The sequence below is a fragment of the Ruegeria marisflavi genome (assembly GCF_025673445.1).
GTDB lineage: Bacteria > Pseudomonadota > Alphaproteobacteria > Rhodobacterales > Rhodobacteraceae > Ruegeria_B > Ruegeria_B marisflavi.
This window is the reverse complement of record NZ_JAOVQN010000010.1, coordinates 82,886-109,454: the sequence shown is the minus strand read 5'-3', so window position 1 is coordinate 109,454 and position 26,569 is coordinate 82,886. Positions and strand designations below refer to the sequence as shown.

Here is a 26,569-nt window from a genome sequence, read left to right as displayed (position 1 = left end):
CTCTGGACGAGCCCGTGGGCTGCTCGAACGCAGAGAAGCGAATCGGCGGCAAAGCTGTTTACCTTGCCGCCGTCCGGTCTCAGGCTGCGGAGCCCCCCACAGTCAGCCCATCCATCAGCACCGTGGGCTGTCCCACACCCACCGGCACCCATTGGCCTTCCTTACCGCAGGTGCCCATGCCGGGGTCGAGCGCCATGTCATTGCCCACCCCCCGAATGCGCATCAGCGCCGAAGGACCGTCGCCGATCAAGGTGGCTCCCTTGACCGGGGCGCCGACACGGCCGTTGCGCACCCGGTAGGCCTCGGTGCAGGAAAAAACGAACTTGCCGTTGGTGATATCGACCTGGCCGCCACCGAAACCCACCGCCCAGATGCCGTCTTTGATCTCAGCCACCAGATCGGCGGGATTGGCATCGCCGCCCAGCATTACGGTATTGGTCATGCGTGGCATCGGCTTGTGCGCATAGCTCTGACGCCGCCCGTTGCCTGTGGGTTCCACCCCCATCAGGCGGGCATTCTGCCTGTCCTGCATATAGCCGGTCAGAATGCCGTCCTCGATCAGCACGGTGCGGCGCGAGGGCGTACCCTCGTCATCAATGGTAATCGAGCCGCGCCGGTCAGGCAGGGTGCCGTCATCGACCACAGTAACCCCGCGCGCGGCAACCTGCTGGCCCATCAGCCCGGCAAAGGCAGAGCTTCCCTTGCGGTTGAAATCGCCCTCCAGCCCATGGCCAATTGCCTCGTGAAGTAGAATGCCGGGCCAGCCCGGCCCGAGGGCAACTTCCATGACCCCCGCAGGCGCGGGTTCGGCATCCAGGTTGACCAGCGCGATTCTCAGCGCCTCCCGCGCCTGGGCCTGCCAATAGGCCGGATCAAGCAAGCCATCGAGCCCAACCCGGCCTCCACCACCGGCGCTTCCGCTTTCCCGGCGGCCGCCGCGTTCGACAATCACGGATACGTTCACGCGCGTCATGGGGCGCACATCCCGGACGTGCACGCCGTCGGGGCGCAGAATCTCTATTTCCTGAAGGCTGGCCGCAATCGACGCTGATACCTGCACGACTCTTGAATCGAGGTCGCGAGTATACGCGTCGATTTCTCTCAAGGTCTCGATCTTCACCGGAAAGGATGCCGATTCAATCGGATCATTTTCCGTGTAGAGGTGTTTGTTGGTCGGTTTAGGTGCCTCGGCCAGAATACCGCCGCCGTCTTGAACAGCCAGTCGTGCGGTTTCTGAGGCACGGCGCAAGGCAGGAATAGAGACTTCGGTCGAATGCGCGTAGCCTGCCACCTCTCCGCGAACGGCGCGCAAGCCGAATCCTTCGGATGCGTCATAGGATGCTGAACGCAGACGCCCGTCGTCGAAGCTCAGCGCCTCCGATTTGCGCCGCTCGACATAGATTTCGCCATCGTCCGCGCCGTCCGTCGCCTGACGCAGGATCGTCTGCGCCTGGTCCAGCGGAAGCGCGGTTTCAAAGGGGCGAAAACGGTCTTGCGCCATGGTTTACGTCCTTGTCATTTGATCCAGATCAAAAATAGCGTCTGTTTGACGCAAGCATTTTGCTTTATCTGCCTCCCGGAATATGATTTTTAACGCGACCAAAGACAACGGGCGGAGTGGATCTCGATTCATTGTTCGCCCGTAAGGGACGCAAAGATCAAACGATCAGGACAGAACATGAAGAACGCTTTGACGCTTTCGGCGCTTCTCGCCACCTTTACCGGCCTGCCGGCAGTGGCGCAGGAACTTGAATCGATCGGGAAACCGGTAGATGCAGCCATGGGTTTCCAACCGGCCGCCACGGAATTGGCTCGCGAATTGCAGTCACTCGATTACATGGTGCTGGTCATCATCTCGGCCATCTGTATCCTGGTCGCTGGCTTGTTGATTTGGTGCATTGTGCGTTTCAACAGTCGCGCAAATCCAACACCCGCCAAGTTTTCGCACTACACCCCGGTCGAGATCCTTTGGACCGTGGGGCCGATCCTGGTCCTGGTTTTCATCGGTGCCTTCTCGCTTCCGGTTCTGTTCAAGAGCCAGGAAATTCCCGAGGCTGACATTCACATCAAGGTGACCGGCTACCAGTGGTACTGGGGTTATGAATACACCGACGAAGGCTTTGGCTTTGAAAGCTTCAAGTTGGAAAAGGAAGCCCTGACCGAGCACGGCTATTCCGAAGACGAGTATTTGCTTGCCACCGACACCGCCGTTGTCGTGCCTGTGGGCAAGGTCGTGGTCATGAGCGTGACCGGCGCCGATGTCATCCATGCCTGGACCATCCCGGCCTTCGGCGTGAAGCAGGACGCTGTCCCCGGCCGCCTGGCCCAGCTGTGGTTTGCAGCCGAGAAAGAAGGCGTCTATTTCGGCCAGTGCTCAGAACTGTGCGGCAAGGATCACGCCTACATGCCGATCACGGTCAAGGTTGTGAGCGAAGCCGAATATGCCAAGTGGCTGGAAGGCGCCAAGGAAGAGTATGCGGGCATTCCGCAGTCCATCCTGGTTGCTTCCAACTGATCGGCACCCGGCGATTTCTTCGCCAAAACTTGACTGATACAAGCTGCGCGGCCACCGCGCAGCTTTCGCCCAAAGAGACGAGCGCATGAGCGACGCAAGCTTCAACGCAAGCCCTTCCCGGATCGCAAGCCGCCAAGACGAGGCAGGCTTTGGCGATTACTTTACGCTGCTCAAGCCGCGTGTGATGTCGCTTGTGGTGTTCACTGCGCTTGTCGGGCTTCTGGCGGCACCGGTTCCTGTCCACCCGTTCATCGCGTTTTGCGCAATCTTGTTCATCGCGATCGGCGGCGGCGCCTCAGGCGCACTGAACATGTGGTGGGATGCGGACATCGACCGCGTCATGAAACGCACCAAGAAACGTCCGATTCCGGCAGGCAAAGTCGAACCAGGTGAAGCACTGGCACTGGGCCTGGCGCTTTCCGGCATGTCGGTGATGATGTTGGCGCTGGCCACCAATGTCTTTGCCGGCGCGTTTCTGGCCTTCACCATCTTTTTCTACGTGGTTGTCTATACCATGTGGCTGAAGCGGACGACGCCGCAGAACATCGTCATCGGTGGCGCCGCTGGGGCGTTCCCTCCGGTGATCGGCTGGATTGCGGCGACCGGCGGCATGTCGGTCGAACCTTGGCTGATGTTCGCACTGACCTTCATGTGGACTCCTCCGCATTTCTGGGCGCTGGCGCTGTTTATGCGTTCGGACTACGACGATGCGGGCGTACCGATGTTGACCGTGACCCATGGCCGTCGCGCCACGCGGGTGCATATTCTCGTCTACACGATCCTGCTTGCGCTGCTCGCTTTGGGTACCGCTTTCTCGGATATCGGCGGCCCGGTCTACCTGACTGTTGCCTTGGTGTTGAATGCGCTCTTCCTGATGGGCGCAGTGCGGATCTGGCGTCGTGACGAAAACGACTCCGAGGCCGATAATTTCGGGGTCGAGCGCAGTTTCTTCAAACTGTCCCTTCTCTATCTGTTCCTTCACTTCGGTGCGATTCTGGTCGAAGCCCTGCTCAAACCTTACGGGCTGGGGGGCTGGCAATGAGCCTGCGTCCGACCCATGAACTGCATCAGCGACGGTTTGGCCGGAATCTAGGGGTGGCGCTGACCTTGGCCGGGTTCATTGTGATCATCTTCGGTCTGACCGTGGTCAAAGTGACCCGTGGGGACTTCGAACCGCCGCGCGGCAATGTGGAGGTGCAGAACTGATGGCGTTGAAGGGACCTCAGAAAACAGTTGTGCAACTGGTATCGGTTGTTCTCGTGATGGGCGCGCTGTCCTGGGCATCAGTCCCGTTTTACGACTGGTTCTGCCGGGTCACAGGTTTTGGCGGGACGACGGGTGTGGCGGACGCGGGCTCGGACAGCATCCTGGACAAGACCATCAAGGTTCGCTTCGACGCTTCAAAAGAGCGCGGAATGCCGTGGGAGTTCCGTCCGGTCCAGCAGGAAATGGAACTACGGATCGGTGAAACCGGCCTGGCCTTTTACGAGGCCTACAACCCCACGGACCGACCAGTGGCAGGGCAGGCTTCCTACAACGTCGCACCTTATTCGGCAGGGGGCTATTTCGACAAGATCGCCTGTTTCTGCTTCGAAGAGCAGGTGTTGCAACCGGGCGAACGGGTGCAGATGCCCGTCAGCTTCTTTGTCGATCCCGAGATCGTAAACGATCGGGACGCGAAATATGTGCATACGATCACGCTGTCGTATACATTCTACGAAATCGACCTGCCCGAGGGCTATGCCGCCCTCGATAAGCAGACCGAAACCAATACGAACTAACGCCGCAAGGTGAGGGACACTGATGGCACACGCTAAGAACCACGATTATCATATTCTGGCCCCGTCGATCTGGCCGCTGATCGGCGCAATTGGCGGTTTCGTCATGCTGTTCGGGGCCGTGCTCTGGATGCATGGCATCACGGCCTGGCTGTTCTGGGCCGGCCTTGTTGCTGTGCTATACGTCATGTTCGCGTGGTGGTCCGAGGTTGTCGTTGAAAGCCGCCAGGGCGATCATACTCCGGTTGTGCGCATCGGTCTGCGTTACGGCGTGATCCTGTTCATCATGTCCGAGGTGATGTTCTTCTTCGCCTGGTTCTGGTCGTTCTTCAAGCATCGCATGTATCCGATGCAGGACTATATCGGCACGGAATACGTGGCACCGAACATCCACGCTGTCGATCCGTTTCACCTGCCGCTGATCAACACGCTGGTGCTGTTGCTCTCGGGCTGCGCGGTGACCTGGGCGCACCACGCATTGGTGCATAACAACGACCGCAAGGCGCTGATCCAGGGCCTGTCGATCGGCATTGTCCTTGGCGTCGCGTTCACCTTCCTGCAAGGTTATGAGTATGCCGAGCTGCTGCTGCACGAAGACTGGACCTTTGGCGGCGACCAGTTCTACTCGAACTTCTTTATGGCAACCGGGTTCCACGGTGCGCATGTGATCATCGGGACCATCTTCCTGACCATCTGTCTGCTGCGCGCGCTCAAGGGCGACTTCACACCGGAAAAGCACATCGGCTTTGAGGCTGCTGCCTGGTACTGGCACTTCGTTGATGTGGTGTGGCTGTTCCTGTTCTTTGCGGTCTACATCTGGGGCCAGTGGCCGCTGCTCTGAGCGCAAGGCTCGACGCAATATCCCGGAAAGCCGCCGCCAAGGCGGCTTTCCTTTTTCTCGCGATACGAACTATTGCACCCGATACAATTGCCCGGTTGCATTGTCGGGCTTTCCCAACATAACAAGGCACCGGCCTACGCCGGGCCGAACACCTTCTTGTCGGAGCCATAATGGGCCGGGTTTTGTTTTTGTTGATCTTCGGGGTTGCGGGCCTTGGCATCCTCCTGTCCCTGGGGACATGGCAGGTGCGCAGGCTGGCCTGGAAAGAGGGGCTGCTCGCCGAGATCGACAGCCGCATCGCAGGGGCGACCATGCCGCTTCCGGCACTTCCCGAACCGGACCAGGACAAGTACTTGCCTGTCGCGGTTACCGGCGTATTTGACCCTCAAGAGCTGCATGTGCTGGTGTCGGTAAAGATGGTGGGGCCGGGGTACAGGATCATAGCACCATTCGTCACCGACGAGGGGCGTCGAATTCTCGTCGATCGAGGGTTCATCCCGACCGAGGACAAGCAGACCGCGCGCGTCGCCGGGCCCATGGAGGTTACCGGCAATCTTCACTGGCCGGATGAGATCGACAGCTACACGCCGGTGCCGGATCTCAAGTCGAACATCTGGTTTGCACGCGATGTTGACGCGATGGCGGTAGAACTGGGAACCGAACCGGTCCTTGTGATCGCCCGGGAACGGACCGATCCGGGGGTCGCGCCGCTGCCAGTCGATTCCGCCGGTATCCCGAACGACCACCTGCAATACGCAATCACATGGTTTGCGCTGGCCCTTGTCTGGACCGCCATGACCATCCTGTTTCTGTGGCGCAGCCGCGCCCGAACGAAAGGCTAATATCCATGAAGTATATCTCTACCCGGGGCCAGGCACCGGAACTGACGTTCGAAGAAGCAATGCTGACTGGCCTGGCGCGCGATGGCGGTTTGTACTTGCCGGCCGAGATTCCCACTCTGACTCAAGACGAAATCGCGGGCCTTGCCGGGTTGCCTTACGAAGAGATCGCCTTTCGCGTGATGTGGCCCTTTGTAAGCGGTTCGTTCTCGGAAGATGAGTTCAAGGGCGCGATCGCACGCGCCTATTCCGGGTTTGGCCATGCTGCCCGGGCGCCGCTGAAACAGTTGAACGAGAACCATTTCCTGCTTGAGCTTTTCCATGGTCCTACGCTGGCCTTCAAGGATTTCGCCATGCAGCTGATCGGGCAATTGTTCCAACTGGCCCTGAAACGGCGCGGCGAGACGGTGACCATCGTCGGCGCCACCTCGGGCGATACCGGTTCGGCCGCGATTGAGGCGTTCCGGGGGCTCGACGCGGTCAATGTCTTCATATTGTTCCCGCATGGCCGGGTCAGCGAGGTGCAGCGCCGCCAGATGACCACGCCCGCCGACAGCAATGTGCACGCGCTGGCGGTGGATGGCGATTTCGATGACTGCCAGGCGCGGGTCAAGGACATGTTCAACGACTTCGCCTTCCGCGACGGGGTGCGGCTGGCTGGCGTGAACTCGATCAACTTCGCGCGGGTTCTGGCGCAGGTGGTTTATTACTTTTCGGCCGCCACCAGTCTGGGCGCACCGCATCGCAAAATCAGTTTTACGGTGCCGACTGGTAATTTCGGCGATATTTTCGCGGGCTACATCGCCAAGCGGATGGGGCTGCCGATCGAACAGCTGGTGGTGGCAACCAACCAGAACGACATCCTGCACCGCTGCCTGTCCGGGAAGGGCTATTTCAAGGGCGAAACGGTCCCCTCGATCAGCCCGTCGATGGACATCCAGGTTAGCTCCAATTTTGAACGCGCGCTCTACTACGCCTACGGGCAGGATGGGGCAGCGGTGTCGCAAGTGATGGAGGAGTTGAAATCTGGCGGTTTCAAAGTCAGTCAGGGCGCGATGGAGAGTCTGCTTGCGACATACAGTTCGGGCCGCGCCTCGGAAGAGGAAACGCTGGCCACGATCCGGACGACGCTTGCGAACAGCGGCGAACTGCTCTGCCCCCACTCTGCGGTGGGTGTGAAGGTCGCCGAAGAGAACCGTGGCGATGACCATTGCCCAATGATCACGCTTGCCACCGCGCATCCGGCAAAATTTCCGGCGGCCGTAGAACAGGCAAGCGGTGTGTTTCCGCCTCTTCCCCCGCGCATGTCTGATCTGTATGAACGTCCGGAACGGCTGACCCGCATCGCCAACGATCTGGCGGCCATCCAGGATCATATCAGAGGGCATATCGCCGAGTGACTGTAAGACAAGACCAACTGGCCAACGGTTTCCGGATCGTCAGCGAGCATATGCCGGGCCTGCAATCGGCGGCCATCGGCATCTGGGTAACCGCAGGTGGCCGTCATGAGCGGATCGAGCAGAACGGGATTGCGCATTTCCTTGAACACATGGCGTTCAAGGGCACCAATCGGCGCAGCGCGCTTGAGATTGCCGAAGCGATCGAGGATGTGGGCGGCTATATCAACGCCTATACCTCGCGCGAGGTGACGGCCTATTATGCGCGGGTTCTGAAAGACGATGTCGCGCTGGGTCTGGACGTGATCGGCGATATCGTTCTGAACCCCATCTTCGACCCGCGCGAAATCGAAGTTGAACGCGGGGTGATCTTGCAAGAGATCGGGCAGGCGCACGACACGCCCGATGATGTCATCTTTGACTGGCTCCAGGAAGAAAGTTATCGCGACCAACCGTTGGGCCGGACCATTCTGGGACCAGTGGAACGCGTGCGCGCGTTTTCGCGCGAGGACTTGTCTGCCTTTGTGTCCGAACACTACGGTCCCGAGCAGATGATCCTGTCTGCCGCCGGCGCAGTGGATCATGACAAATTGGTACGGCTTGCCAGCGAGATGTTCGGTCATCTCAAACCGTGCAAAGGTTTGATCGCGGCTCCCGCCCGTTTCACCGGGGGTGAGGCGCGCCATGACAAGGCGCTGGAACAGGCACATTTCGCGCTGGCCTTTGAGGGGCCGGGGTATCGCGATGATGCCATCTATACCGCCCAGATCTACTCGTCGGCCCTGGGTGGGGGCATGTCCTCACGGCTGTTCCAGGAGGTGCGCGAGGTACGCGGTCTCTGCTACACAATCTTTGCCCAGACCGGCGCCTATGCCGACACCGGTACCACGACGATCTACGCTGGCACCAGCGCCGAACAGCTCGGTGAACTGGCGACGATCACCATCGATGAGATGAAGCGCGCCGCCGAGGACATGTCAGAGGCCGAAGTGGCGCGCGCCCGCGCGCAGATGAAGGCCGGGATGCTGATGGGGCTTGAAAGCCCGTCGAACAGGGCCGAGCGGCTGGCCCGGCTGGTTCAGATTTGGGGAACCGTTCCCTCGCTGGAGGAAACCGTCGCCCGGATCGACGCGGTGACCACAGCGGATGTTCGCGCCTTTGCAGAGACTATGGCCGTATCCGCCCCGGCGGCGCTGGCGCTCTACGGTCCGGTTGCGGGCGCACCCGGTCTGGAAGAATTGCAGGAGAGGCGCGCGGCGTGATGCTGTTGGGCAGGCGCAAGCTGAAACTCGAGACCGAGCGGCTGAGCCTGCGCCCGCCCGTCCATTCCGATTTTCGGGATTGGGCGGCCCTGCGGCGTGCGTCCATGGGCTATCTGACCCCGTGGGAGCCTGCATGGGCCACAGACCATCTCAGCCGCAAGAGTTTCACCAACAGGGTCTATTGGGCACAACGATCCGTCGCCGGTGAGACAGCGGTTCCCCTGTTCCTGTTCCGTCGCGCGGATGATGTCCTGGTTGGCGCGATTACGCTCGACAATATCCGTCGGGGCCCGGCTCAGGCGGGGACGCTGGGTTATTGGACCGGGCAGGCCTACGCCCGTCAGGGTTACATGCGCGAGGCTATCGGGGCAGTGGTGCACCATGCGTTTACCCGGCTTGATATCAGCAGGATCGAGGCGGCCTGTCTGCCCGAGAACCTGCCGTCGCGCGGGCTTCTGGAAAGTTCGGGTTTCAAGTACGAAGGCGTCGCGCAATCCTACCTTCAGATTAACGGGCGCTGGCGAACGCATGTTCTTTATGCCGCCTTGCGCTCGGACAGGCGCGGGCGCACCGACGCGGGCTGAGGGCGCGCGCTGTCCAACAACGAAACGTCACATTCATAGAATTTGACGCGATGCACTCCCAATGCCGAAGCTACCCCAGAACAAGCATGGGGAAGGCGACGCATGGAGAAGTTTCCGGATATCGAGCGGCTGGGGTTCGATCTCAGCGAAGAGCAGCGCGCGATACGCGAAACTATGGCGCGGTTTGCCGCCGACCGGCTGGCGCCCGGTGCGGCGGAGCGGGATCGCAGCGCAGAATTCCCGGCGACGCAGGTGTCGGAGTTGGCCGCACTGGGTGGGATGGCAATGAAGACCTCCACCAAGGACGAAGGGCATGGTGCCGACAATCTCGCCTATGCGCTTGCGGTCGAGGCGATCGCCCGGGCTGACGCCTCGGTTGCTGTGATCATGGTGGCGTCGAACCTTTCGGCGGCCATACTCGCGGGGCATGCCACCGAGGATCAACGCGACCGGTTTCTCCGGCCCGTGGCGCGCGGCGAACGGGGGGCGCTGTCTTTTGGCCTGACAGAACCGGGGGCCGGGTCGGATGCCGCGGCGATCCGTACTACGGCGCGCTCTCAAGGCGACAGTTGGATTATCGACGGCACCAAACAGTGGATCACCGGGGCTGCCGGGGCCGAGGTCTTTGTGATCTTCGCCAAGACGCCCGAGGCGGGCGAGGGTGCGGTTACCTGTTTCATTGTCGAGGCGGATGCGCCCGGATTTTCCTTGGGACGAGTCGAGGATAAGATGGGCCTGCGGTCCTCGGGCACCGCCCAGTTGCATTTCAACGGCGTTCGGGTACCTGCGGCGAATGTGGTCGGCCAGGTGGGGCAGGGGTACCGCGTGGCTTTGGGGGCGCTGGCGCCCAACCGGGTTGCTATCGCCGCCCAATCCTTGGGAATCGCCGAACGGGCTTTTGAACTGGGGTTGTCCTACGCTCAGGAACGGCAGGTATTCGGTCAACCGGTGGCGGCCTTTCAGAACAGCCGTTTTTTGCTGGCCGATATGCGCTGTGCGCTGGATCAGGCCTGGTTATTGATGCTCCGAGCCGCGCGCCTGTTGGACAGCGGAATCCCGATCCGCGGCGAAGCGTCGATGGCGAAACTGGTAGCCTCGGAAACCTGCGGCCGGGTCGTCGATCAGATGCTGCAACTGCATGGCGGCAACGGCTACTCCCGCGAGTACGAGATCGAGCGGCTCTATCGCGATGCCCGCGTCATGCGCATCTACGAAGGTACCAGTGAGATACAACGCGAAGTCATCGCGCGCGACTTGCTGGGAAATTGAGCGAGGTTCGACGACGGTCCAAGCCGTGCTATCTTTCGGGCAGGAGGGATACCGATGTTGCGATCGATTGTTTTTGTCTTTCTTGCCCTGATCATAACCCCGGTCAGCGCCCAAGAGCGCCGTCCAAGCCATTGCATCGCGATTGCCGATGCCGCGCCGGGGATGGAGTATGTTCAACTGGCCAACTGGCAATTGCCGGTGCCGCAATACGCGGTGCGGATCAGCTATATCGCTCATGCCTCTTTCCTGCTTCAGACCGAGGGAGGACTGACGGCTGTGACTGATTTCACCGGGTTTCTCGGCACCGCGCCGTTGATCCCCGACATCGTGACCATGAACCATGCGCACGAGACGCACTGGACGGCCTTTCCCGACCCGGCGATTCCCCATGTCCTCGAAGGGTGGGGACCGTTTGGCGAAGGGATCGACCATTATCTTGACCTGGGCGAGATGCTGGTGCGCAATGTTTCGACCGATATCAGGTCGGATTTCAGCGGGATCGAGCCGAACGGAAATTCGATCTTTGTTTTCGAGGTGGCGGGGCTGTGCATCGGGCATCTTGGACATTTGCACCATGTACCCGACGATGCACAGTTTGCGGCGCTCGGGCGGCTTGATGTGGTCATGGCGGCAGTCGATGGGGGTACGACCATGTCACTGCCGGAAATGATGCAGGTGCTCAGACGCCTGAAATCCTCGGTCGTGATCCCGATGCATTGGTTTTCGGGGTATTCGCTGAACGCCTTTCTGGCCGGAATCGGCAACGAGTTCGATGTTCGCCGCGATGGGGTTTCCTCGATCGAGGTCAGCCTGCGAAACCTGCCGGATCGTCCCACGGTGGTTGTGCTGGAGCCGCGTTACCTGCGCCCCGATGAATAGGGCTTGCCGGGGAAATGGCGCTGAGGCATCACTGGGGTCATGACGCTGAATGCCGCCGACGCCCCGTTTGCCGCTCATCTGAGCGGGCTGTTGCCCGAAGGTGTTCTGCGCCCGGTCGAGCCACGCTATTTGACCGAGCCGCGTGGCCGCTGGCAGGGGCAGGCGGGTGTACTGGCGCTGCCGCGCACGGTGGATGACGTCGCAACCCTTGTCCGGGCGGCGAACCAGTGGCGGGTTCCGGTATTGCCCTATGGCGGCGGAACCGGGCTGGTCGGGGGGCAAGTGATGCCGGACGGCCCTGCTCCGCTTGTCGTTTCGCTCGAAAGAATGAACCGCATCCGTGCGGTTCATCCCGAAGAAAACGTGCTGGTGGCCGAGGCAGGATGTATCCTGGCCGATATTCAGGCTGCGGCTGCCAAAGCAGACCGTCTGTTTCCCTTGTCGCTGGCTGCCGAAGGATCGTGCCGCATCGGTGGAAATCTGTCGACCAACGCGGGCGGGGTGAACGTCTTGCGCTACGGCAACACTCGTGACCTTTGCCTGGGATTGGAGGCCGTGCTGCCTTCGGGTCAGGTGTGGCACGGGTTGTCCCGGCTCAGAAAGGACAATACCGGCTATGATCTTCGCAACCTGCTGATCGGCGCCGAGGGGACGCTGGGCATCATTACGGCGGCCGCGCTTAAACTGTCGCCGGTACCGGGGTCAATCGGTACGGCCATGCTCTCTGTGTCGTCGCCCAAGGCTGCGCTTGAACTTCTGTCTCTGTCACGCGCGCAGGTCGGCGAGGCGGTCAGCGCTTTTGAACTCATCCATCGCCAGGGTCTTGAGTTCCTGACCGAAGTTCTGCCGACGGTGCGTCAGCCTTTTGAAACTCCGCCGGAATGGTGTGTTCTGATCGAACTGGGTCTGTCGGGCGATGGAGAAGCAAGCGAGGCACTGGAGCATCTGTTCGAGACCGCGCTTTCCGCTGGTCTCGCCGACGACGGAGTAATCGCCCAAAGCGAGGCGCAGCGCTACGAGCTGTGGACTGTTCGCGAACACCTGCCCGAGGCCAATCGGCTGATCGGCTCAGTCTCGAGCCACGATGTGTCTCTGCCGCTTTCGGCGATCCCGGACTTCATCAAGCGGGCCGCTGCCGCTGTCGCCGAAATCGGACCTTTCCGGATCAACAATTTCGGCCATCTTGGTGACGGCAACCTGCATTACAACGTCTTCCCGCCCAAGGGGCACAGCCGGACCGAGTTTGCAGCGGTGGCCGGGCGGGTCCAGCGCGCCGTTCACGACCTGGTTCACGCGTTGGACGGATCGGTCAGCGCCGAACACGGGATCGGCAGGTTGAAGGCCGATGACCTGATCCGCTATGGCGACCCGGTGAAGCTGGCGGCAATGCGGGCGATCAAGACAGCGCTCGATCCAGTAGGGATCATGAACCCCGGAGCGGTCCTGCGCACTTAGCCTGGGTTTCGTGCCTCTGCTGGCAACAGCTAGTCGCGGACAGGGTTACAGGAAAACTCGTTCACTGTTACGCATCAACCCAACTGTCACGGACAAATGAATGCACGAAATATGATTTTTCTATGCATATGCCTCCTACTGCGTGACAATGATAGTGTTCAGGGAAGAACACGAAAATGAAACATCTTTTTCTGGCGGCTGCTCCGGCCTTTTCGACAGCAAGCGGTGCCTGGGCCGAAGGCAAGACGCATTATCTCGCTGTTCATGTGGACGAGAATGATCCGCAGGTCATGAACATAGCGCTAAACGACGTGGCAAATGTCACCAAGCATTAAGAAAGTGTGGGCGATACCGTCGTCGTAGAGGTCGTGGCCCATGGCCCAGGTCTCAATATGTACATCCCCGGCAAAAGCCCCGTTGCCGACCGAATATCGGTCATGAGCCTGGAGATGGAGAACCTGTCTTTCGCGGCTTGCGGCAACACCAAGGCTGCCATGAGCAAGAAGGCCGGGCACGAGATCGAACTGATGACAGAGGTAACAGTCGTTCCTTCGTGCGTCGGCCGCCTCATCGAATTGCAAGAGCAGGGCTACGCCTACGTGCGTCCGTGATGGGAAAAACGGGGCCGGTTCGGCCGGCCCCGAAAACACGGTTTATCCTTTCGGCAGGATGACCTTGTCGATGACGTGAATGACGCCGTTGCTGGCTTCGATATCCGCCGCAGATACGGTCGCATTGTTCACCATCACGCCGTTATCCAGGTCGATGGTCACCGAGCCGCCCTGCACGGTGGTCGCGGTCATGTCGTCGCTAAGATCCGTCGACATCACCTTGCCGGGAACCACGTGATAGGTGAGCACCGCGATCAACTGGTCTTTGTTTTCCGGTTTCAGCAGGTTCTCGACCGTGCCCGCCGGCAGCGCGGCAAAGGCTTCGTCTGTCGGGGCGAAGACGGTGAAGGGGCCATCGCCTTTCAGCGTGTCCACAAGCCCCGCAGCCTGAACAGCAGCCACAAGTGTCGAGAACGAGCCCGCGCCCACGGCTGTATCGACGATATCCTTGGCATTTCCACCCGCGCCGGCCGAGCTGGCAAACAGAACAGCGGCGACGGTAGCAAGGGCTGACTTTCGAAACATTCGGTATCTCCTTCGGTTTGCTGCCGGTGTTGGCATCGAAGTCGATTACGCAGAATTCCGGGTATCGGATGTCAGCAAATTAGCGACCCGCTCACTTGACGGAAATAGAGCGCGGCCTAAGCCGCAGGTTTTTGATCCGGCCAGTCAAAACTTCGTGAATCGTCGTGATCAAAGACCTTCGAATTCGCACAGGGCATGCACGTCCATGCCCATCTTTTCCAGCACCTTTCGGCCACCAAGTTCGGGCAGGTCGATGATAAAGGCGCAAGAAACGATCTCGCCACCCAGCCGTTCGATCAGTTTGATACCCGCAGCAGCGGTTCCGCCCGTTGCCAGCAGATCGTCGACCAGCAGGATCTTTTCCCCCGGCTGGATCGCGTCATCGTGGATTTCGACAATCGCTTCGCCATATTCCAGCTTGTAGTCCTGGCTGATGGTGGTTCCGGGCAGTTTGCCTTTCTTGCGGATCGGTACGAACCCGACGCTCAGCTGGTGGGCAATGGCCCCACCGAGGATGAAGCCGCGCGCCTCCAGTCCGACGACCTTGTCGATCTGCTCCCCCGCGTAGGGGTGTAGCATCTGGTCAATCGCCATGCGAAACCCGCGCGGATCTGCAAACAGCGTGGTCACATCCCGGAACATGATCCCTTCATGAGGGAAGTCGACAATTGTGCGGATGTAATCGCGGACGGATTTGGTTCTGGACAAGGGCGTATCTCTATCTTCTTTGACTGCCATTCGGCAGGTTTGATCGGACCACTATTGGATCGCGTCGGCACAGTTTTTAAGCCGGTCGGCGCAACAGGGCAGTTGCAATTCCCATACCCATCAGCGTGAGTCCACCCGTGCGCGTCAGACCAGAGATCACCGTTGGCCGCCCAATCCAGAGGCGCAAGCGATCAGCCAACATCGCATAGGCAAGCGCATTCAGCCCGGCAAGGCCGACAAAGGTTGCGATCAGTACCGCGAACTGCGGCAAGAGCGGCACCTCGGGGCGCAGGAATTGCGGTACGAAGGCGATGAAAAAGGCGATGGATTTCGGGTTGAGCGCGGTGACGGCGGCGGCATGAGTAAAGACCGAGCGTGCGCTGACCTCGTGTGACACCGGCACCTGGGTCAGTCCGGCGGTACCTGCACTGCGGAACAGGCGATAGCCGAGCCACAGCAGATAGGCGGCTCCGACCCATTTCAGGACCGCAAACAGCGTGGCCGAGGCCAGCACCAGGGCGCCAAGCCCGGCGAGCGAGGCGCTCATCGCGATCAGGTCGCCCAATGCCACCCCGGTTGCTGAGGCGACGGCCACTCCTCGCCCTTTGGACAGGGCATAGCTCAGCACCAACAGTACCGTCGGGCCGGGGATCAACAAAAGGGCGGTGGAAGCTGCGACAAAGGCAATCCAGAGGTCAAGAGGCATTTTGGAACTCCGAAAGGGATGGCTCAAGCAAGCCCATCTTTGCAGATCACGTCAAGCGGAGTTACCAAAACGCCGGGCACGTAACCATCAAACATAAACTGCCGGTCAGCGCGCCAAAGGCCAACCAGCCGAGGGTAAACCATATGCGGTAGAGGTCCCGGGCCTCGTCGGGAAGAAGTTTTCCGACTGCATGAGCCTTACCTGTCAGATCGCGGAAGCGGATTTGCAGATGCACCACCGGGGCCCAGCAGGCAAAGGGCAGGATGTTCAGCCAACGGGCCAGAAAATAGGGATCCATCAGTGCTCCTCCTCCATCACGAGAAACAGCCAGATTAGCATCAAGATCGGCAGGTTCTTTAGCAATTTACCAAGCGGCAGCAACCACAGGCCAGAGGCCAGCGCCGTAAAGACCACTGTATAGGCCAGGAAAAGGCCAAGCTGCAGCTAGCCAAGCAACCTCAGTCGTCATGCCGTTGCCAGACCGATTGCTAGCAACACATCCGCCGCCTGCCTGCGCGAGCCAGTACGATCAGGATGGGATCCGAAAGCATCCCTTCGCGGATCAGCGGCAGTAAACTTTGTGAAGGCAAAAAGAGCCAAAGAAGCCCGGAGACGAGGCAAAGAAGGATTCGGACTAGCCTCAGCGTCGATTTCATCAAGTAAAGCCGTGCGTGCCAGAGATCGGCTGTGCCTGTGGGCCGTGCAGCCAAGAACCGCGAAAACCCGCGTGGATGTTCGGGCTCGGGCAGATGCCCCAAAAGTGGCGCATCCTGCGCCTCGACCCCTTTGGCAAGCTAGTCTAACGCGGTGGTAGAGATCGGTTCGAATCTCAGCGCATCCCCCACTCGTGATATCCCGCGGGCCTGAAACCGGGGTATCGGTAGCACAGGTACTGGGCGCAGCTCCAGCCAGCGGCGTATGGCTTTCAGCAATCTTCCTTGCGTTACCCGTTCTGGTCTGCCGATCTCATGCGCGCCGGGGTCGGGACCTTTCGTGAGACGGGCCATGATGATGCGCGCCAGATCGGTGGCCTGGATCGGGTTGAACATCTGCTCGCCCCTGCCCATCTCGGGCGTGGCCAGCGGCAGCGCCGCCAGCCCCCCGCGCCAGAACGGACCCACCTTCGGCGCTGTCGGCCAGCACCAGACCGGGCCGCAGGATGGTGACCCGGTACCGTTTCGCCAATGCCTCTCCTGCCCTTCGGAAACGGGCAAAGGGTGTGTCGGCCTAGAGCTCCACCGCTGAAATCAGCACGGCGCGGCAATCATTGGGCATATAATCATAGACGGAATTGGGGGCCGATACATGCAGGGCCTGAAAGGTGTCGTCGCCGCCCGTCAGCAGCCCCGCCGCATTCACAACGTATAGGCAGCCCCTCAAGTGTAGTGTCCAAAAGGCGGAGCCGTCAGTTTCGGGCCGGGCTAGATCGGTGGCCACGGTCTGATATCCCATCTGGTCGAGCGCGCCCATTCGCCGGGCTGATGCAAGCACAGTCCAACCCAGCGCGCGAAGGCAACAATGCGATATGCGGTCGATGAAACCATCCGCCCCCAGTAGTGGAACCTTTGGTGCGTCGGTCACAGCACCCGGCCGGCAACCGCGTCAAGCCGGGCGAGCAGCGAGGGATCGCGCGCCTGGGGGGCGGTTAGGATGGCATTCTCGAGCGCCCGGTCGCAACTATGCGGGCAATCTACGCGCTCGGCGTTCAAGAGGGCGGGCAGGCCCTTGACCATGGCGCGGCCTTTGTCGGCATTGCCCATCAGCGTGGCGATGATCTGGCTCACGTCTACCTCACCATGCTCGGGGTGCCAGCTGTCGTAATCGGTGACCATCGCGACGGAGGCATAGCAAAGCTCGGCCTCGCGGGCGAGTTTCGCCTCGGGCATGTTGGTCATGCCGATCACATCGGCGCCCCAGTGTTCGCGATACATCTTGGATTCAGCCAGGGTTGAGAATTGCGGCCCTTCCATCGCCAGATAGGTGCCGCCGCGATGTACCGTGATGCCAGCGGAGCGGGCAGAGGTCTCGCAGGCGTCCGACAGGCGCGGGCAGGTGGGATGAGCGACGCTCACATGGGCGACGCAGCCGGTGCCAAAGAAGCTTTTCTCGCGCGCGAAGGTGCGGTCGATGAACTGGTCGACGATCACGAAATGCCCCGGCGCCATCGCTTCGCGGAAGGAGCCGCAGGCGGACACCGAGATCACGTCGGTGACACCCAGCCGTTTCAGCGCGTCGATATTAGCGCGATAGGGAACCTCGGTCGGGGAATGTACGTGGCCGCGCCCATGCCGAGGTAGAAAGGCCATGTCGACGCCACCCAGTCGCCCGGTCAGGATCTGGTCCGAGGGAGCTCCCCATGGGGTGTCGACGCTGACCCACTCCGCCGCGTCCAGCCCGTCGATGTCATAGATGCCGGAGCCACCGATCACGGCGATCTTGGTGTTGCGCATGTCTGGGCCTTTTCCTGTTGCGGGCGTTTCGCGTCCGAGTTGTGCGGATTCCGGCGCGTTTTTCAAGGGCGCGGCTTATCCGCCCTGGCAGTCGCCTTCGCATATCAGCCTGCGCTGCCGGGATTGCGCCAGAAAATCCAGCCAGGCCGCCTCGAACTGGTCGAGTGGCCAGGCAAGGTCCTGCGCCAGCCCGTGCTGGTCGCGGAAGGTGAAGCGGAAGGTTTCGCCCTGACGCATTGCAGTGATCAGCTCCTCGGCGCTGCTGCCCGAGAAGTTACACCCCAAGCCGGTCAGGCAGCCGGGCCAGTTGCTGTGCCAGACCCGGCTCTCAGCGCGCTCGACACGGATGCCCCCGGGGGCAAACAGCGTGCCCGGTTCGATGCCAATCTCGACCGCGAAGCCTTGGTCCTCGGGTGTGACAAAGAGGTATTGCGCGGCAAACGCGGGTTGAGGCGAGAACACGCCTACATGCCGCAGATAGCAGCGCTGTACGATGTGTCCTTGTTCCATGCGCTCGTCGCACATGGAATCCCAGATGCCGATCAACCGGTGATGGGTGACCTGCCAGTTGCCGGCGGTATCTCTGCCCTGCATGTCTTGGGAATGGGCGGGCAGGGCAGCGAGGGTGGTGAACAGGAGAGGGGTCAGAAATCGCATAGCTCAAAACTTTGTGGCGCATGTATTAACTGCAAATCACGTTGCTGCGATCCGGGTAGTCATGTGTGCTGCGCATGGCTGCTACCCGCGTGATGCCATGGCCGGATGGGTCCCGTTTCGTTACAAAGCCCGGAACGCGAACTCCCCATCTGGATCTGCCCCATGCCCCGTGCCTTCCTGGCAAGTGTTGCCAATCGTCTCGCCATTCCCGATCTGCGCTGGATGCCGGACGAGCCGCTGACCGCCTCGCGACTCAGGATCGAGCTACTGTCGGGGCTGACCGTGGCGCTGGCGCTGGTGCCCGAGGCGGTGGCCTTTGCCTTTGTCGCCGGGGTGCACCCGCTGGTGGGGCTTTACGCGGCCTTTCTGGTCGGGCTGATCACCGCACTAATTGGTGGGCGGCCGGGCATGATCTCGGGCGCCACCGGGGCGCTGGCGGTGGTTATGGTGGCGTTGGTGGCGCAGCACGGGGTGGAATACCTGTTTGCGACCGTGGTGCTGATGGGCCTGTTGCAACTGGTCGCCGGGGTCATGCAATGGGGCAAGTTCATCCGGCTGGTGCCGCATCCGGTCATGCTGGGCTTTGTTAACGGTCTGGCCATCGTGATCTTTCTGGCGCAGATGGGACAGTTCAAGGTGCCGGGCAGCATGGAAAACACCGGTCACGGGCTGGGCGGCGGGGAATGGCTGTCTGGGGGGCCGCTGATGCTGATGCTGGCGCTGGTGGCACTGACCATGGTGGTGATCTGGATCATGCCGCGGGTCACCCGCGTCATTCCGGCGCCGCTGGCGGGGATCGCGGTGGTCGCGGCGCTGGTGATCGGCGCCGGGCTGGATGTACCGCGGGTCGGCGACATGGCCTCGATCAAGGGCGGTCTGCCACAGTTCCACATTCCGATGGTGCCGCTGAACTGGGAAACGCTGGAGATCATCCTGCCCTATTCCGTCATTCTCGCCGCCATCGGGTTGATCGAGTCGCTGCTGACCCTGAACCTGGTTGGCGACATCACCGGCAAGCGCGGTGGCGCCAGCCAGGAATGTATCGCCCAGGGCGCGGCCAATGTGGTGACCGGTTTCTTTGGCGGCATGGGCGGCTGCGCGATGATCGGCCAGTCGATGATCAACGTGAAATCCGGCGGCCGGACACGGGTGGCGGGGATCGCGGCGGCGCTGTTCCTGCTGGTGTTCATCCTGGTAGGCGCACCGCTGATCGAGCAGATCCCGCTGGCCGCGCTGGTGGGTGTGATGTTCATGGTGGTGATTGGAACCTTTGCCTGGAACTCGCTGATGATCCTGCGCAAGGTGCCGCTGACCGATGCCTTTGTCACCGTTCTGGTCACCGTGGTGACCGTGATGGAGGACCTCGCGGTTGCCGTTGTGGTGGGGGTCATCGTCTCGGCGCTGGCTTATGCGTGGAACAACGCCAAGCGCATCCATGCGGTGACGCGCGAGTCGCACACCGCCAAGGGCGCCAAGGTCTATGAAATCCAGGGGCCCCTGTTCTTTGGCTCGACCGACGGGTTCGTTGAACTCTTCGAGGTCGAAGATGACCCCGACACAGTGATCGTCGATTTCAAGGAGAGCCGAGTTGTCGACCAGTCGGCGTTACAGGCTATCGAGGCGGTGGCGCTGAAGTACGAGGCGGCAGGCAAGCAGGTGATGCTGCGGCATCTCAGTCGCGACTGCCACCAGCTGCTGACCAAGGCCGGGCACCTTATGGTCGACAGTGACGATGATCCCGATTACGGGCTGGCGGTGGATTACTCGGTGCGGACGGGCATCCTAGGCGGCCACTGATCGGGAGCGCGCCTGACGGCCCTCGACCTGCCCGTGCCGCGCCTTTGGCGCGGGGGGCGAGGCTCTCGCCTCGCGTTCCTTGATATCTGCGCCAAGAATCAAGAGGATCTACGGTGCAAGGGTGGCGAGCCCAGCGAGGTCGCCCGCGAGAAGCGCTGGTTCGGCCCGGATGATAAGGTCGGGCGGCCAATCCCACCAGCGCAGGTCAAGAAGTCTTACAGTTGTTTCCGGGTCAAACCGGTAGCGGATCACCCGCGCGGGATTACCGGTAACAACCGCATAGGGCGGCACCGTGCCGCGCACCACTGCGCCGGCCCCGATGAGGGCGCCGTCTCCGATCCGGGCGCCGGGCAGGATCATCGCACCATAGCCGATCCAGACATCGTGGCCCACCACGGTATCGCGGCAGTCGGGTTGGTAGGAGGCCATTTGCGCCGGGTCGAAGACCGGGAAGGGGAAACAGGTGATCCCGTCCATCGCGTGATTGGCCGAGGCGGTGATAAAGCGCACCCCGTGGGCGATCTGGCAGAACCGCCCAAGTGTTAGCGTTTCGCGGGAATTCGGGAACAGATAGGGCGCCAGCCGGTTCGCCCAATCCGTCGGAGGGTCGAAGTCCGAAGCATAGCTGTAGTCCCCGGCCCGGAACCGGGGATGGTCGATCACCCGGTTCAGAAAGACGGTGCCGGCATGTTCCGTTCCGTCCGGCAGGGTGATCGGGTAGCGGCGGCTGGAATCGGGCAGAGGCATCAGTCGTCTGGCCTGGCCAGCGTGAAGAGATCGCGCACTACAGTGTAGTCGCGATAGCCGAGCCGGGCCAGCGGCTGGTAGGTCGTGACGTCGAAAATCCCATCCTTCAGGCAATCGTCGCGCAGGTGGATGCCCGTTACCTCGCCAAAGACCACCCGGTTTGACACGCCGGGCAGGGTGACGATCTGGGTCAGCTTGCATTCCAGTGCCGCCGGGGCGCCTGCGACGCGCGCGCAGGCGATGGTCTTGCACGCCTCGGGTGTCAGCCCGGCATGGGCGAATTCATCCACCTCACGCGGAAGCGTCTGAGAGGTCGCGTTCATCGCATCGCGCATCGCGTATTCGACGATGTTCACACAGAAGACACCGGTTGCCTCGATATTGGCGACCGTGTCCTTTGTATTGTCCTGGTCCGGTTTGCTGCCCGTGGTCGAGAACATCACCTGTGGCGGGACATAGGCGGCGCCATTGAAGAAGCTGTAGGGGGCCAGATTGTTGGTGCCATCGACGGCGCGGGTCGATATCCAGCCGATGGGACGTGGCGTGATGATCGCGTTGAACGGGTTATGCGGCAGGCCGTGCCCGTCTTCGGGTCTGTAGAACATGTGCGGTCGTCTCCAAGCGTTTGCCCTAGGGGTAACGAAGTGATAGGGCGATTTCCACCCAAGAGGAGAGGCAGGGCGGAAGGTGATCGAAGTCAAACCGGAAACACCGGACGATTGGTGGGAAGTCGAGGCGCTGTATGACCTGTGTTTTGCTCCGGGCCGCACTGCGTTGTCATCTTACCGATTGCGCGATGACGTCCCGCCCGTCGCCGGTTTGTCGATGGTTGCACGGGACAGTGACGGCACCATGGCGGGCGCGATCCGGTTCTGGCCCGTCCATGTGGGGGCCGCTGATGCGCTGCTTCTGGGGCCGGTTGCCGTACACCCGACCCATCAGGGCGAGGGGCTCGGTGGATTTCTGATCCAGGAAGGGCTTGAGGCCGGACACAACAGCGGTTGGGACCGGGTGATGCTTGTCGGCGATTTCCCTTACTACAGCCGGTTCGGCTTCTCCCGGCTTGATGGCGTAATCATGCCGCCGCCCACGAACCCGGATCGCGTTCTGGGACTGGAACTGACGCCGGATGCCTGGAAGGGCGTCACCGGCCACGTTACCCGCTGGACAAGGTGATCCGTTGAAATCCGGTTGAACAAACCCGATGTTGAACGGGATCGGGAGGTGAGTCCATGCAGGATATCGTGATTGTCGCGCCGGTTGATGTCGAGGCCGAACTGGATTCGCTGGCGCAGCGGTATCGGGCCGCGGGCGGCATCGGCATCCAGGTGTTGAATGCGGTCGGCGGCAAGGCCGAGTCGCTTTTGGACAAGCTGCCACAGCAGGTGCGCGGCGGCTTGACCGAGGCGACCGAACGCGCCCTTTCCCTGGCGATGCGGGCGGCGCAAGGGTCGCGGCGCGCGTTGCCGAAACAAACCGAACGCGGCAACATGGTCTGGACAACAGCAATGGGCGCAGCTGGCGGGCTGGGTGGTCTGTCCACCGCGCTTGTGGAACTGCCGGTCACAACCACCGTTCTGTTGCGGGCAATACAGGATGTGGCGGCCAGTTACGGCTTTGATCCGGCTTCGGAAAATGTGCAATTCGACTGTATCCGGGTGTTTTCAGCCGCGGGCCCGCTGGCGGTGGATGACGGTGCTGACCTGGGTTTTGTTTCACTCAGGCTGACCCTGACCGGCAATGCGATGCAAAAGATGATCGCCGCCGTCGCTCCGCGGCTGGCGGCGGCCATGGGACAGAAACTGGCGGTTCAATCGGTGCCGATCCTTGGGGCCATGGCCGGTGCGTCGGTGAACTACGTTTATACCCGGTACTATCAGCAGATCGCGCATGTCCATTTCGGGTTGCGCAAGCTGGCGATTGACGCGGATATCCCGCATGGCGAGCTGGTGTCCCGTCTGAGCGATCGGATGGCGCTTGCCGCGCGCTAAACGGGCGATTCCCCGGAATTCAGATATGTACCGGGGTGCGGCCATGAGGTAAGGACAGCGTCACCCCTCGAGTCGGCCGCTCGGCGGAGTGGCAGGTCATCATGGTCGATGTGTCAATGAATCCACAACCTCAGCCAGAGTTTTCCATCGAAACCGGCCTTGCGACGAGCCATATGCAATATGGGGCTCTGTGCTATCGCTTCAAAGGAGAAACGCTCAGAGTGCTGATGGTAACGACGCGCCGCACAGGGCGCTGGATACTCCCCAAGGGCTGGCCGATGAAGGGGCGCGATGGCGCTGGCGCCGCCGCGCGCGAAGCCTGGGAAGAGGCCGGCGTCATCGGAACCGTTCATGCCAGCAGCGTAGGTCTTTTCTTCTATTCAAAGATCCTTGGGAAACGAGGGCCGGTCCCCTGTATGGTGCAGGTCTATCCGATCCATGTCAGCGAACTGGCCGACAGGTATCCCGAACGTGGTGAACGCAGGCGCAAATGGTTCTCGGTGGCAAAGGCGGCCAAGATTGCCGGTGAACCTGACTTGGCGCGCTTGCTTGGTTCTGTCGATCTGGATCACTTGCGTCAGATGCAGTTTTGATCGCGCGCGTCGGAAGGTCCACTTGATCTTGATGGTTCGGTGGATATTTACTTGTCAGACCGTACGGGAATGTCTTGATGATTCAATATTCTCTGAAATGTAGTGAAGGCCACAGCTTCGAGAGCTGGTTCCAGTCGGCGGCGGCGTTCGACAAGCTGTCCGCGTCTGGGTTGGTGAATTGTGCGATTTGCGGTGGTAATCAGGTTGAAAAGGCGATGATGACCCCCCGGGTCCGCCCGGCGCGGTCTGCGGCCGGATCGCAGGATACCGAACGTCCTTTGAGCGCCCCGGCAAGTCCGGCAGAACAGATGCTGGCGGAGCTACGCAAGAAAATCGAACAGAATTCGGATTACGTCGGAAAAGATTTCGCTGCGGAAGCGCGCAAAATGCATCTGGGTGAAACGCCCGAGCGTTCGATCTATGGAGAGGCAAGGGTCGAAGAGGCAAAAGCCCTGCTAGAGGATGGCATTCCGGTATCTCCATTGCCGTTTCTGCCCAACCGAAAGGCCAATTAACGTGCATGTCGTCGTCACCGGAGCGAACCGGGGAATTGGGAAGTCCCTGGTCGAGCAATACCGCGCACAAGGGCACCGGGTAACCGGTGCCGCACGGAATGGAAGCTGCGAGATTTCGCTCGATGTGACCGACCCTGAACAGCAACGGAACATGGCCGCCGCGCTGGCCGGGCAGGATGTGGACCTGCTGGTTTGCAATGCCGGAGTCTATCTGGATAAGGGGCAAAAGATCGACGGCTATCCGGCCCAGATGTGGGCCGATACGTTTGCGGCGAATGTCACCGGCGTGTTCCTGACGGTTCAGGCGCTGCTGCCGAACCTGCGCGCCGCGCGGGGCAAGATTGCGATCATCTCGTCGCAAATGGCGTCGCATACGCGGGCGCCTGGCGGCAGCTACATCTATCGCGCCTCCAAGGCGGCGGCGTTGAATCTGGGCCGTAATCTGGCCGCAGATCTTGCGGGCGATGGGATCGCCGTGGGCATCTATCACCCCGGCTGGGTGCAGACCGACATGGGGGGAGGAGCCGCAGACATCACCGTGGACACGGCCGCTAAAGGGCTGGCAGAGCGGTTTTCCGCGCTGTCCCTTGAGACGACCGGATGTTTCGAAACTTGGGATGGACGGGCGCACCCTTACTGAGGCGCGACCGCCGCTACAGGTAGTTCAAAAATTTCGCCCGGTTCGATGTAGATCCGCATTGTGTCCCCAACGGTTTCCGAACTGATGGATGAAGGCGAACTGCTCGACACCGGTTTTCCGCTTTCGAAGTAGATGTTGCGCACCTCGCCGCCGGGCAGGATGACAGCCAGTGTTGCGGTCCCGTCCTCCTTGCGGCGCAGTTCCGCCGGACAATCCGACAGTGCAAGACCGGCGGTTGCACAGGGCACGGTTCCCAGCGCGTTCTGTCCATCGGTTCCTGATACGGTGGCGGCAAGCACAGACAATGGATAAACGCATAGGCTGGCAGCGAGAAGGGTGGCACGCATGGGCAATCCTTGATCCGGAGTACAGTCACCTGACGCTCGCATCAGGGCCACCCTCTGTAAACCCTGTTCGCAACACCCGAGCCCTGCGTCAAATCGGTGCGCCCTGAATGCCCCCTTGATCTTGCACACCCCCTTGCATATGAGGCTCCAGACCATTTCCAAGGCGCGGAGACTTTGCCCCCATGCCAACGCTCGTGATGAAATTCGGCGGCACATCGGTTGCCAATCTCGATCGTATCCGACGCGCGGCCAAACGCGTCGGCGTCGAGGTGGCCAAGGGTTATGACGTGATCGTCATCGTTTCGGCCATGGCGGGCAAGACCAACGAACTGGTCGGTTGGGTCAACGAAACTTCCCCCCTTTTCGATGCGCGCGAATACGATGCTGTTGTGTCGTCGGGTGAGAACGTGACTGCGGGTTTGATGGCGCTGACCCTGCAGGAAATGGATATTCCCGCCCGCAGTTGGCAGGGTTGGCAGGTGCCGCTGATGACCAATAGCGCCCACAGCCAGGCCCGGATCGAGGATATCCCGCCGCACAACATCAACCAGAAATTCGCCGAAGGGATGAAAGTCGCTGTGATCGCCGGTTTTCAGGGCGTTAGCCCCGAGGGCCGGATCACCACGCTTGGCCGCGGTGGCTCGGACACGACGGCGGTGGCCTTTGCGGCGGCCTTTGGGGCCGAGCGGTGTGACATCTATACCGATGTGGATGGGGTCTATACCACCGATCCGCGTATCTGCTCCAAGGCGCGCAAGCTGGAAAAAATATCGTTCGAGGAAATGCTCGAACTGGCTTCGCTGGGGGCCAAGGTGCTGCAAACCCGTTCTGTCGAACTGGCCATGCGATACAAGGTGAAACTGCGTGTCCTCTCCAGCTTTGAGGAACAAACGGACGAGGCGGGAACGCTGGTCGTCGATGAGGAGGAAATCATGGAATCCAATGTCGTTTCCGGTGTGGCCTATTCCCGCGACGAGGCCAAGATGACCGTTGTTTCGGTTCAGGACCGTCCTGGTGTCGCCGCCACCATCTTTACCGCGCTCAGCGATGGCGGGGTGAACGTGGACATGATCGTGCAGAACGTGTCCGAGGAGGGCATTACCGACATGACCTTCTCTTGCCCCACCGATCAGGTGGCGCGCGCCGAAAAGGCGATGAATGCCGTGCGCGATGCCGGTCATCTCGAATTCGAGTCGCTGATCGTCGACTATGACGTGTGCAAGGTCTCGGTTGTCGGTATCGGCATGCGCAGCCAGTCGGGCGTTGCGGCCAAGATGTTCAAGATCCTCTCGGATGAGGGGATCAACATCAAGGTCATCACAACTTCAGAGATCAAGATTTCCGTTCTGATCGACCGGAAATACATGGAACTTGCCGTGCAAGCGCTGCATGATGCGTTTGAATTGGACAAGGCGGCCTAATCCTTTCGGACCCGGACGCGCCTGACCACAGCAAGGCACAGG

General features: G+C 61.1%; 34 protein-coding genes. 21 read left to right on the top strand and 13 right to left on the bottom strand.

Features of this window, described 5'->3' with window-relative positions:
- Positions 1-79: 79 nt before the first annotated feature.
- The gene (gene tldD, locus OEZ49_RS11425; protein WP_263388424.1) at positions 80-1,501 is read right to left on the bottom strand and encodes a metalloprotease TldD; all 1,422 of its coding nucleotides are present in this window, start codon (positions 1,499-1,501) and stop codon (positions 80-82) included.
- 177 nt (positions 1,502-1,678) lie between these two features.
- On the opposite strand from tldD, the gene coxB reads away from it, so the two are divergent.
- The 14 genes from coxB (at position 1,679) to OEZ49_RS11355 (ending at position 13,430) form a co-directional block, all read left to right on the top strand.
- Positions 1,679-2,515 carry a cytochrome c oxidase subunit II gene (gene coxB, locus OEZ49_RS11420; protein WP_263388423.1) on the top strand — a complete coding sequence of 279 codons (837 nt, stop codon included), beginning with the start codon at positions 1,679-1,681 and terminating at the stop codon, positions 2,513-2,515.
- A gap of 85 nt (positions 2,516-2,600) precedes the next feature.
- Positions 2,601-3,557 (top strand): heme o synthase, encoded by a 957-nt coding sequence (gene cyoE / locus OEZ49_RS11415; protein ID WP_263388422.1) that lies wholly within the window; start codon positions 2,601-2,603, stop codon positions 3,555-3,557.
- Positions 3,554-3,721 (top strand): hypothetical protein, encoded by a 168-nt coding sequence (locus tag OEZ49_RS11410; RefSeq protein WP_263388421.1) that lies wholly within the window; start codon positions 3,554-3,556, stop codon positions 3,719-3,721. The genes cyoE and OEZ49_RS11410 overlap by 4 nt, the downstream gene beginning before the upstream one ends.
- Positions 3,721-4,296, top strand: a complete 576-nt coding sequence (locus tag OEZ49_RS11405) for a cytochrome c oxidase assembly protein (protein WP_263388420.1) — start codon at positions 3,721-3,723, stop codon at positions 4,294-4,296. Before OEZ49_RS11410 ends, OEZ49_RS11405 begins: the two co-directional genes overlap by 1 nt.
- A 22-nt stretch (positions 4,297-4,318) precedes the next feature.
- Positions 4,319-5,134: a cytochrome c oxidase subunit 3 gene (locus OEZ49_RS11400; RefSeq protein ID WP_164128847.1), complete on the top strand. Its 816-nt coding sequence runs from the start codon at positions 4,319-4,321 to the stop codon at positions 5,132-5,134.
- 170 nt (positions 5,135-5,304) lie between these two features.
- Positions 5,305-5,976: an SURF1 family protein gene (locus OEZ49_RS11395; protein ID WP_263388419.1), complete on the top strand. Its 672-nt coding sequence runs from the start codon at positions 5,305-5,307 to the stop codon at positions 5,974-5,976.
- 5 nt (positions 5,977-5,981) lie between these two features.
- Complete coding sequence (thrC, locus tag OEZ49_RS11390) at positions 5,982-7,373, top strand: threonine synthase (protein ID WP_263388418.1); 1,392 nt, start codon at positions 5,982-5,984, stop codon at positions 7,371-7,373.
- Positions 7,370-8,632: a M16 family metallopeptidase gene (locus OEZ49_RS11385; RefSeq protein ID WP_263388417.1), complete on the top strand. Its 1,263-nt coding sequence runs from the start codon at positions 7,370-7,372 to the stop codon at positions 8,630-8,632. Before thrC ends, OEZ49_RS11385 begins: the two co-directional genes overlap by 4 nt.
- On the top strand, positions 8,632-9,216 hold the full coding sequence (locus tag OEZ49_RS11380) for a GNAT family N-acetyltransferase (protein ID WP_263388416.1): 585 nt from the start codon (positions 8,632-8,634) through the stop codon (positions 9,214-9,216). Before OEZ49_RS11385 ends, OEZ49_RS11380 begins: the two co-directional genes overlap by 1 nt.
- A 102-nt stretch (positions 9,217-9,318) precedes the next feature.
- The gene (locus OEZ49_RS11375; RefSeq protein WP_263388415.1) at positions 9,319-10,485 is read left to right on the top strand and encodes an acyl-CoA dehydrogenase family protein; all 1,167 of its coding nucleotides are present in this window, start codon (positions 9,319-9,321) and stop codon (positions 10,483-10,485) included.
- A gap of 54 nt (positions 10,486-10,539) precedes the next feature.
- The gene (locus OEZ49_RS11370) at positions 10,540-11,364 is read left to right on the top strand and encodes an MBL fold metallo-hydrolase (RefSeq protein ID WP_263388414.1); all 825 of its coding nucleotides are present in this window, start codon (positions 10,540-10,542) and stop codon (positions 11,362-11,364) included.
- A 39-nt stretch (positions 11,365-11,403) separates the two neighbouring features.
- Positions 11,404-12,819: an FAD-binding oxidoreductase gene (locus OEZ49_RS11365; RefSeq protein ID WP_263388413.1), complete on the top strand. Its 1,416-nt coding sequence runs from the start codon at positions 11,404-11,406 to the stop codon at positions 12,817-12,819.
- Positions 12,820-12,995: 176 nt separating this feature from the next.
- The gene (locus OEZ49_RS11360) at positions 12,996-13,154 is read left to right on the top strand and encodes a hypothetical protein (RefSeq protein ID WP_263388412.1); all 159 of its coding nucleotides are present in this window, start codon (positions 12,996-12,998) and stop codon (positions 13,152-13,154) included.
- A gap of 102 nt (positions 13,155-13,256) precedes the next feature.
- On the top strand, positions 13,257-13,430 hold the full coding sequence (locus OEZ49_RS11355; protein WP_263388411.1) for a DsrE family protein: 174 nt from the start codon (positions 13,257-13,259) through the stop codon (positions 13,428-13,430).
- Positions 13,431-13,472: 42 nt separating this feature from the next.
- On the opposite strand, the gene OEZ49_RS11350 is transcribed toward OEZ49_RS11355, so the two are convergent.
- From OEZ49_RS11350 to OEZ49_RS11315, 9 genes are all read right to left on the bottom strand, one after another.
- Entirely contained in the window at positions 13,473-13,955 is a 483-nt protein-coding gene (locus tag OEZ49_RS11350; protein ID WP_263388410.1) for a fasciclin domain-containing protein, read from the bottom strand.
- A gap of 168 nt (positions 13,956-14,123) precedes the next feature.
- Entirely contained in the window at positions 14,124-14,663 is a 540-nt protein-coding gene (locus OEZ49_RS11345; RefSeq protein WP_263388409.1) for an adenine phosphoribosyltransferase, read from the bottom strand.
- 76 nt (positions 14,664-14,739) lie between these two features.
- Positions 14,740-15,369, bottom strand: a complete 630-nt coding sequence (locus OEZ49_RS11340) for a LysE family translocator (protein WP_263388408.1) — start codon at positions 15,367-15,369, stop codon at positions 14,740-14,742.
- A gap of 61 nt (positions 15,370-15,430) precedes the next feature.
- Positions 15,431-15,667, bottom strand: a complete 237-nt coding sequence (locus OEZ49_RS11335) for a DUF2269 domain-containing protein (RefSeq protein ID WP_263388407.1) — start codon at positions 15,665-15,667, stop codon at positions 15,431-15,433.
- Positions 15,667-15,813 (bottom strand): DoxX-like family protein, encoded by a 147-nt coding sequence (locus OEZ49_RS23045; protein WP_397545662.1) that lies wholly within the window; start codon positions 15,811-15,813, stop codon positions 15,667-15,669. Before OEZ49_RS23045 ends, OEZ49_RS11335 begins: the two co-directional genes overlap by 1 nt.
- A 350-nt stretch (positions 15,814-16,163) precedes the next feature.
- Positions 16,164-16,490, bottom strand: a complete 327-nt coding sequence (locus OEZ49_RS11330) for a Rossmann-fold NAD(P)-binding domain-containing protein (protein WP_263388406.1) — start codon at positions 16,488-16,490, stop codon at positions 16,164-16,166.
- A gap of 106 nt (positions 16,491-16,596) precedes the next feature.
- Positions 16,597-16,839: a hypothetical protein gene (locus OEZ49_RS11325; RefSeq protein ID WP_263388405.1), complete on the bottom strand. Its 243-nt coding sequence runs from the start codon at positions 16,837-16,839 to the stop codon at positions 16,597-16,599.
- Between the two features lie 107 nt (positions 16,840-16,946).
- Entirely contained in the window at positions 16,947-17,819 is an 873-nt protein-coding gene (locus OEZ49_RS11320; RefSeq protein ID WP_263388404.1) for an S-methyl-5'-thioadenosine phosphorylase, read from the bottom strand.
- Between the two features lie 75 nt (positions 17,820-17,894).
- On the bottom strand, positions 17,895-18,476 hold the full coding sequence (locus OEZ49_RS11315; protein WP_263388403.1) for a hypothetical protein: 582 nt from the start codon (positions 18,474-18,476) through the stop codon (positions 17,895-17,897).
- 162 nt (positions 18,477-18,638) lie between these two features.
- Here OEZ49_RS11315 and OEZ49_RS11310 point away from each other — a divergent pair, with 162 nt between their 5' ends.
- A complete protein-coding gene (locus tag OEZ49_RS11310) occupies positions 18,639-20,273 on the top strand; it encodes a SulP family inorganic anion transporter (RefSeq protein ID WP_263388402.1) in 1,635 nt (544 codons plus the stop codon).
- Positions 20,274-20,381: 108 nt separating this feature from the next.
- On the opposite strand, the gene OEZ49_RS11305 is transcribed toward OEZ49_RS11310, so the two are convergent.
- Entirely contained in the window at positions 20,382-21,020 is a 639-nt protein-coding gene (locus OEZ49_RS11305; RefSeq protein WP_263388401.1) for a CatB-related O-acetyltransferase, read from the bottom strand.
- The gene (locus OEZ49_RS11300; RefSeq protein WP_263388400.1) at positions 21,020-21,625 is read right to left on the bottom strand and encodes a flavin reductase family protein; all 606 of its coding nucleotides are present in this window, start codon (positions 21,623-21,625) and stop codon (positions 21,020-21,022) included. Before OEZ49_RS11300 ends, OEZ49_RS11305 begins: the two co-directional genes overlap by 1 nt.
- 82 nt (positions 21,626-21,707) lie before the next feature.
- On the opposite strand from OEZ49_RS11300, the gene OEZ49_RS11295 reads away from it, so the two are divergent.
- The 5 genes from OEZ49_RS11295 to OEZ49_RS11275 all read left to right on the top strand — a co-directional run bounded on the left by OEZ49_RS11295 (position 21,708) and on the right by OEZ49_RS11275 (position 24,759).
- Positions 21,708-22,196 (top strand): GNAT family N-acetyltransferase, encoded by a 489-nt coding sequence (locus OEZ49_RS11295; protein ID WP_263388399.1) that lies wholly within the window; start codon positions 21,708-21,710, stop codon positions 22,194-22,196.
- A gap of 56 nt (positions 22,197-22,252) precedes the next feature.
- Positions 22,253-23,011, top strand: a complete 759-nt coding sequence (locus OEZ49_RS11290; RefSeq protein ID WP_263388398.1) for an EcsC family protein — start codon at positions 22,253-22,255, stop codon at positions 23,009-23,011.
- Positions 23,012-23,112: 101 nt separating this feature from the next.
- Positions 23,113-23,604 (top strand): NUDIX hydrolase, encoded by a 492-nt coding sequence (locus OEZ49_RS11285; RefSeq protein WP_317853167.1) that lies wholly within the window; start codon positions 23,113-23,115, stop codon positions 23,602-23,604.
- A 77-nt stretch (positions 23,605-23,681) separates the two neighbouring features.
- On the top strand, positions 23,682-24,119 hold the full coding sequence (locus tag OEZ49_RS11280; RefSeq protein WP_263388397.1) for a DUF1178 family protein: 438 nt from the start codon (positions 23,682-23,684) through the stop codon (positions 24,117-24,119).
- Between the two features lies 1 nt (position 24,120).
- Entirely contained in the window at positions 24,121-24,759 is a 639-nt protein-coding gene (locus tag OEZ49_RS11275) for an SDR family NAD(P)-dependent oxidoreductase (protein WP_263388396.1), read from the top strand.
- Here the strand turns inward: OEZ49_RS11275 and OEZ49_RS11270 are convergent.
- Positions 24,753-25,106: a hypothetical protein gene (locus OEZ49_RS11270; RefSeq protein ID WP_263388395.1), complete on the bottom strand. Its 354-nt coding sequence runs from the start codon at positions 25,104-25,106 to the stop codon at positions 24,753-24,755. The two genes, OEZ49_RS11275 and OEZ49_RS11270, sit on opposite strands and share 7 nt — an antisense overlap.
- Before the next feature lie 182 nt (positions 25,107-25,288).
- Between OEZ49_RS11270 and OEZ49_RS11265 the strand changes: the two genes are divergently transcribed.
- Positions 25,289-26,527: an aspartate kinase gene (locus tag OEZ49_RS11265; RefSeq protein WP_263388394.1), complete on the top strand. Its 1,239-nt coding sequence runs from the start codon at positions 25,289-25,291 to the stop codon at positions 26,525-26,527.
- Positions 26,528-26,569: the final 42 nt, after the last annotated feature.